We start from the raw sequence: 7,095 nt of genomic DNA, 5'->3' as shown, positions 1-7,095 counted from the left end.
CCTGAGCCAGGATCAAACTCTCCAACAATGTCTTCGAATTCAATCGAGGCAAAATACTTGCTCTCAAAGGAAACCCCGACGAGGGGGTTACCATACATAAGCTCTACTGGCTTAGTTCACTAGCACACTGTTGAGTTCTCAAGCAACACACTTCGGACCGCCGCGCCGCGAAGCGCCTTGGTCTTCGGCTTTTGTTTCAAGCTTTGTTCCAGGGATACCACCCTGGTTCGGGACCACCCACTCTACCACGATCGTGGGAGCTTGGTTCGTGTTCCCGGCGGCCGCCCGGTTTCCCTGGCGACTTGGAGAACTTTACATGCCCCCGGAACCCCCTCGCACAGGGGGGTCCCTTTTATCGCGCCAGGCCGCTGACCTGCACCGATCCCCCGGCAGACGTCCCGTGGGTCGCGACGACCGTCAGCACGACGAGAGCGGCCGCGAGCCCGGCGGCCACGTGGATCGGCGCCGGCGTGAACGACGCGGCGACGACGAGCGCCGCGGTCACCGGGAACCCGATGGCGATCGGGCGGCACTCGTTCGTCGGGCCGATGTGCAGCAGCCACACGCTCAGCAGGAAGACCGCGACCGGGATCGTCGTCGGCAGGGCCGCCGCCACCCCGCCGAGGTGCAGCGCCCCCGTGTCGTACCCGACCGCCACCTCGAGGCCCGCGCCGACGGCCGCCGCCGACGCGAAGATCAGGTAGTGGCCGTAGCCCCAGCTCATCGACGTGAACATGCCCGGACGGCGGACCAGCCGCGCGTGGCCCGGCTGGTCGAAGTACAGCCACCACATCGCGAACACGAGCACCAGGCCGGCCGCCGCGAGCCCGATCAGGCTCCCGATGTGCTCCGCGCCGGACACGCCCTCCTTGATCGCGTTGGTCGCGCTCAGGATCGTCTCGCCGAGCACGATCAGCGTGAACAGGCCGTACCGCTCGGCGATGTGGTGCGGGTGCCACGTCGTCTTCGCGCTGCGCTCGGCGATCACCGGCACCGCGAGCTCGCAGAGCACGATGGCCACGAACGACACGACGGCGACCGGCGCGGGCAGCCACAGCCGCGCGATCCAGAGCACCTCGCAGACCGCGATCCCGGCGGCGAACCGCAGGGCGGCCGGCCGGACGTCGGGCGCGGAGCGCGCCGCCCGCAGCCACTGCCCGACCAGCGAAAGCCGCATCAGGACGTACCCGGCGACGATCACCCGGAAGTCGCCCTCGAACGCGCTCGAAACCCCGGCCGCGATGGTCAGGCCGCCGGCGATCTGCACGAGCGTGGCCAGCCGGTAGGGGACGTCGTCGGTGTCGAACGCCGAGGCGAACCAGCTGAAGTTCAGCCAGCCCCACCAGATCGCGAAGAACACCATCGCGAACGACGACACGCCGTGTGCGACGTGCCCCTCGGCCAGCGCGTGGTGCAGGGACGCGGCGGCCTGGCCGACGGCGACCACGAAACACAGGTCGAAGAGCAGCTCGAGCGGCGTCGCGACGCGGTGTCCCTCGCCTCGGTCGCGGGAGCGCATCGGCCGGTACCAAACCCGCACGCGCAACGGCTGCTCGGTCATCGGGACTCCCCCGCGTCGGCCTCGGACGGACGCCGACCATCCCAGCATGATCAGAGCGGAAGCGGCGGACGCGACACGAATGAAGAAGACGGGCAGGCCCGGTTCCCCCTCACCCGGGCCCGCCCGCCACCGTCACGCGCCGGCGGCCACCGATGGGCAACCCTTCCGTGAGCGCCGGGCGGTCCCCCGCGGACGCCGACACCCACTGGATGGAAGGTGACCGAGTGTGTCCATTCCCTCGAACTCCGGACGCCCCGATCGCTCAAGCCGGTCACCCCATCCCCGGGTGGCCGACCGATTTGCCACTGTCGGTAGCTAAAGCCGCGCAGTGAAGGCTCCATAAGATCTACCCGGTCGCTCTGTGTAGCACCAGAGCCTTTCCGTGCTCGTCACCCGTATGGAGCATCGCAAATTTGCGCAAAGTAGTGTCTCAGCCCCCGTGGACGTCCGCCGCCGGCGTCTCGGCCGCCCGCGCTCCGCGTTCCTCCCCGGCCGCCCGGCGGCGCCGCGCCCGGAGCTCGGCGATCGCCAGGGCCAGCGCCCCGCACGTCAGGACGGCCGCGCAGCTGAGCGCGACGGTGAGCGCGACGGCGTAGCCGCGGCCGAGGACCATGCCGAAGACCGACGCGAGCACGGCGGTGCCGATCGCCGTGCCGATCCGCTGGCCGGTCTGCAGTGCGCCGCCGGCGACCCCGGCCATCCGCACCGGCACGCACTCCAGCGTCAACGTCGTGTTCGGCGAGATCACCATCCCGCCACCCACCCCCGCGAACAGCAGCGGCAGCGCGAACGCCCACCCGGACGCCGCCGGCGGGACCAGCTCGGCGAGCAGCGCGACGGCCAGCAGCCCGGCGGCGACCATGCCCAGCCCGGTCACGGTGAGTCGCCGGCCGAACCGGGGCACCAGCCGGCCGGCCACGGCGGCCGACACCGCCGAACCGAGCGCGAACGGCGTCACCGACAGGCCCGACTGCAGCGGCGAATAGCCGAGGCCCTGCTGGAAGTACATCGCGAAGACCAGCCAGATCCCGGCGAACCCGCAGAAGTAGAGCGCCCCGACCGCGGCGCCGCTGGCGTACCCCGGCGTGCCGGTGAACAGCCGGGTGTCCAGCAGCGGCGACCGGCCGTGCCGGACGACCCTGTGCTCCCAGCGCACGAACGCGACGCCGAAGACGACTGCGACGGGGAACAGCCACCAGAACCGCCTCAGGCCGCCCTGGTCGGAGTCGATGACCGGGAACAGCACGCCCAGCACGGCGACCGCGAGCAGCGCGATGCCGACGAAGTCGATCTCCGAACGGATCCTGAGCTGCTTCTTTTCGCTGCGCGGCAGCAATCGCAGCGCCAGGGCGAACGCCAGAACGCCGATCGGGACGTTGACGTAGAACACCCAGCGCCAGCCGTCCTGCGCCCCGAAGACGGCGATGATGAAGCCGCCGAGGATCGGGCCGACCGCCGTCGAAATCCCGACGACCGCGCCGAACATGCCGAACGCGCGGCCCCGCTCGGCACCGCGGAAGAGGTCCTGGATCAGGCCGGTGTTCTGCGGGGTGAGCATGCCCGCCGCGACGCCCTGGGCCAGGCGGGCGAGCACCAGCGTCGTCTCGTTCGGGGCCGCGCCGGCCAGTGCGCTGGTGAGGACGAAGGCGGCGAGGGCGCCGAGGAACATGTTCCGGCGGCCGAACGCGTCGCCGAGGCGGCCGCCGGTGACCAGGACCAGGCCGAACGCCAGGGCGTACCCGGAGACGACCCAGCGGATCCCGCCGCTGGTCGCGTGCAGGCCGGCCTGCATCGACGGCAGCGCGACGTTGACGATGCTGACGTCGAGCAGGCCCATGAACCCGGCCGTGAGCGAGACGGCGAGCGCTTTCCAGCGGCGGGGATCGGGTTCGTAAGTCATCCTGCTCAGCAAAGCACGAAGGACGGGATCCGCGCGCGCTCAGGTCGAAGCGGTGATCCCCCGGATGCCCTTGAGCTCGCCGATCAGCATCGAGCTGACCTTCACCGGGTAGTCGTAGAGCGCGAAGACCGTCTGGTTCTTCCCGACCAGCTTGAGGTGCACCGGCGTCTCGCCCTTGTGCGCCAGCAGCGTGGACCGCAGCTCGCTGACCACCGACTGGTCGATCTTCTCCGCCGCCGCGAGCAGGACCAGCGGCGGCTCGTCGTCGCCGTTGCCCGTGCCGACCTCGGACAGGTCCAGCGTCGCCAGGCCGCCGCCGAAGACGGACATCTTGTCCTCGCGCCAGTTGACCCGGCCCTTGACCAGGACCGCGTTGTCTTCGATCAGCTCACCCGCGAAGAGCGCGTACGCCTTCGGGAAGAAGAGCACCTCGAGAGACGCGTCCATGTCCTCGACCGTGCAGATCGCCCAGGGCTCGCCCTTCTTGTTGACCCGCCGCTCGAGCGACGTGATCAGCCCGGAGATGACGATCTCGCCTTCCTTGGGCGGGTCGGCCAGGATCGAGGCGATCGGCTTGGGGGCGTGCTTGCGCAGGATCCGCTCGGCGCCGTCCAGCGGGTGCGCCGAGACGTACAGGCCGAGCATCTCGCGCTCGTAGGCGAGCAGTTGCTTGCGCGGGTACTCCTCCTCGCCGAACTTCAGATGCGCCAGCGGGGACGACGACGGCGCCGCCTCCCCCTCGTCGCCGCCGAAGCCGAACAGGTCGAACTGGCCCATCGCCTCCTGGCGCTTGAGCGGGACGACGGCTTCGACGGCGTCCTCGTGGACCTGGATCATCGACAGCCGCGTGTGGCCGAGTGAGTCGAACCCGCCCGCCTTGATCAGCGACTCGATGACCCGCTTGTTGCAGGCCACCAACTCGGACTTGTCCAGGAAGTCGGTGAAGGAGGCGTACTTCCCCTTCTCCTCGCGGGTCTTGATGATCGACTCGACGACGTTCGCGCCGACGTTGCGGACGGCACCCAGCCCGAAGCGGATGTCGTCCCCGACGGCCGCGAAGCGCAGGGCCGATTCGTTGACGTCCGGCGGCAGCACCTTGATGCCGAGCCGGCGGCACTCGGACAGGTAGACGGCCGACTTGTCCTTGTTGTCGCCGACCGACGTGAGCAGGGCGGCCATGTACTCGGCCCGGAAGTTCGCCTTGAGGTAGGCGGTCCAGTACGAGATCAGGCCGTACGCGGCCGCGTGGCTCTTGTTGAACGCGTACCCGGCGAACGGGAGGATCGTGTCCCAGAGGGCCTTGATCGCCTCTTTGGAGAACCCGCCGGGCACCAGGTCGCTGTTGCGCATGCCCTCTTCGAAGCCCTCGTACTCCTTGTCGAGGACTTCCTTCTTCTTCTTGCCCATCGCGCGGCGGAGCACGTCCGCGCGCCCCATCGTGTACCCGGCCACCTTCTGGCCGATGTGCATGATCTGCTCTTGGTACACGATCAGGCCGTAGGTGTCGGCCAGGATCTCCCGCAGCGGCTCGTCGAGCTCCGGGTGGATCGGCTTGACCTTCTGCCGGTTGTTCTTGCGGTCGGCGTAGTCGTTGTGCGCGTTCATGCCCATCGGGCCGGGGCGGTACAGCGCGCCGACCGCGACGATGTCGTCGAACACCGTGGGCTCCATGCGCCGCAGCAGGTCGCGCATGGGGCCGCCGTCCAGCTGGAACACGCCGAGCGTGTCGCCGCGGGCCAGCAGCTTGTACGTCTCGGGGTCGTCGACGCCGAGGGTGTCGAGGTCGACGTCGACCCCGCGGTTGGTCTTGATGTTGTCGATCGCGTCACCGATGACGGTGAGGTTGCGCAGGCCGAGGAAGTCCATCTTCAGCAGGCCGATGGCCTCGCACGACGGGTAGTCCCAGCCGGTGATGATCGAGCCGTCGTCACGCTGCCAGAGCGGGATGGCATCGGTCAGCGGGTCGCAGGACATGATGACCGCGCAGGCGTGCACGCCCGCGTTGCGGATCAGGCCCTCGAGGCCGCGGGCGGTCTCGAAGATCGTCTTGCACTCTTCGTCGGTCTCGACGAGCGCGCGGACCTCGGCGGCCTCGCCGTAGCGCTCGTGCTTCGAGTCGACGATGCCCGAGAGCGGGATGTCCTTCGCCATGATCGGCGGCGGCAGCGCCTTGGAGATCTTGTCCGCGATCGCGTAGCCCGGCTGGCCGAAGTGGACGCGCGCGCTGTCCTTGATCGCCGCTTTGGTCTTGATGGTGCCGAAGGTGATGACCTGGGCGACCTTGTCCGCGCCGTACTTTTCGGTCGCGTACCGGATCATCTCGCCGCGCCGGCGGTCGTCGAAGTCGATGTCGATGTCGGGCATCGAGACGCGCTCGGGGTTCAGGAACCGCTCGAACAGCAGCTTCTGCGGGATCGGGTCCAGGTTGGTGATACCGAGGACGTACGCGACCAGCGAACCGGCCGCCGAACCACGGCCGGGGCCGACCCGGATGCCGACCTTGCGGGCGTAGCTGATGAGGTCGGCGACGATCAGGAAGTAGGCCGGGAAGCCCTTGCCGATGATGACGTCGAGCTCGATCTCGATGCGCTCGTTGTAGTACGGGTCCGGCACGCCGTCCGGGAAGCGCCACTTGAGGCCGCGCTTGACCTCTTCGCGGAGCCAGCCGCCCTGGTCGTAGCCTTCCGGCACCTCGAAGAACGGCAGCCGGTCCTTGTGCGAGTAGACCTCTTCGTAGGACTCGACGCGCTCGGCGATCATCAGCGTCGTGTCGGCAGCGCCGGGGACCTCCTTGTCCCAGTACTCGCGCATCTCGGCGGCGGACTTGAGGTAGTAGCCGTCGCCGTCGAACTTGAACCGGGTCGGGTCGTTGAGGGTCTTGCCCGCCTGGACGCACAGCAGCGCCGAGTGCGTGTCCGCCTGGTCCTTGGTGACGTAGTGCGAGTCGTTGGTGGCGATCGGCTTGAGGTCGAGCAGGCGCCCGACTTCCAGCAGGCCCTCGCGGACCGACCGCTCGATCGGCAGGCCGTGGTCCATCAGCTCGAGGAAGAAGTTGTCGGCGCCGAAGATGTCCTTGTAGTCGGACGCGGCCTGGATGGCCTCTTCGCGCTGGCCCAGCCGCAGCCGGGTCTGCACCTCGCCCGACGGGCAGCCGGTGGTCGCGATGATCCCCGAGTGGTTCTCGGCGATCAGCTCGCGGTCCATCCGGGGCTTGCGGTAGTAGCCCTGCATGCTGGCCAGCGAGGACAGCTTGAAGAGGTTCCGCAGGCCGGTCGCGTTCGACGCGAGCATGGTCATGTGCGTGTACGCACCGCCACCGGAGACGTCGCCGCCCTCACCGAACTCGTCCGAGCCGCGCTGGTTGGCCTGGCCCCAGAAGACGGGCTTCTTGTGGAACCGGCTCTCCGGCGCGATGTAGGCCTCGATGCCGATGATCGGCTTGATGCCGGCCTTCTTGGCCTGCTGGTAGAACTCGTCGCCGCCGTACATGTTGCCGTGGTCGGTCATGCCGACCGCGGGCATGCCGAGGCGCGCCGCTTCCGCGAAGAGGGGAGCGATCTTCGCCGCACCGTCGAGCATCGAGTACTCGGTGTGGACGTGCAGGTGGACGAAGGAATCGTTCGACACCAGCGAA

The 7,095-nt window shown here is 68.8% G+C and carries 3 protein-coding genes; all 3 read right to left on the bottom strand.

Annotation, left to right across the window (positions count from 1 at the left end; all coding sequences use genetic code 11):
- Positions 1 to 352: 352 nt before the first annotated feature.
- Positions 353 to 1,561, bottom strand: a complete 1,209-nt coding sequence (locus tag AB0G28_RS05225) for a low temperature requirement protein A (RefSeq protein ID WP_361083124.1) — start codon at positions 1,559 to 1,561, stop codon at positions 353 to 355.
- A 430-nt stretch (positions 1,562 to 1,991) separates the two neighbouring features.
- A complete protein-coding gene (locus AB0G28_RS05220; RefSeq protein ID WP_361083122.1) occupies positions 1,992 to 3,461 on the bottom strand; it encodes an MFS transporter in 1,470 nt (489 codons plus the stop codon).
- Positions 3,462 to 3,500: 39 nt separating this feature from the next.
- The gene (dnaE, locus tag AB0G28_RS05215) at positions 3,501 to 7,088 is read right to left on the bottom strand and encodes a DNA polymerase III subunit alpha (protein WP_361083120.1); all 3,588 of its coding nucleotides are present in this window, start codon (positions 7,086 to 7,088) and stop codon (positions 3,501 to 3,503) included.
- Between the last annotated feature and the right edge of the window lie 7 nt (positions 7,089 to 7,095).

The sequence above is a fragment of the Amycolatopsis sp. NPDC021455 genome (genome assembly GCF_040640995.1).
Classification (GTDB): Bacteria; Actinomycetota; Actinomycetes; order Mycobacteriales; family Pseudonocardiaceae; genus Amycolatopsis.
The sequence above is the reverse complement of the archived record's forward strand: the minus strand, read 5'-3'. Positions and strand labels throughout refer to the sequence as shown.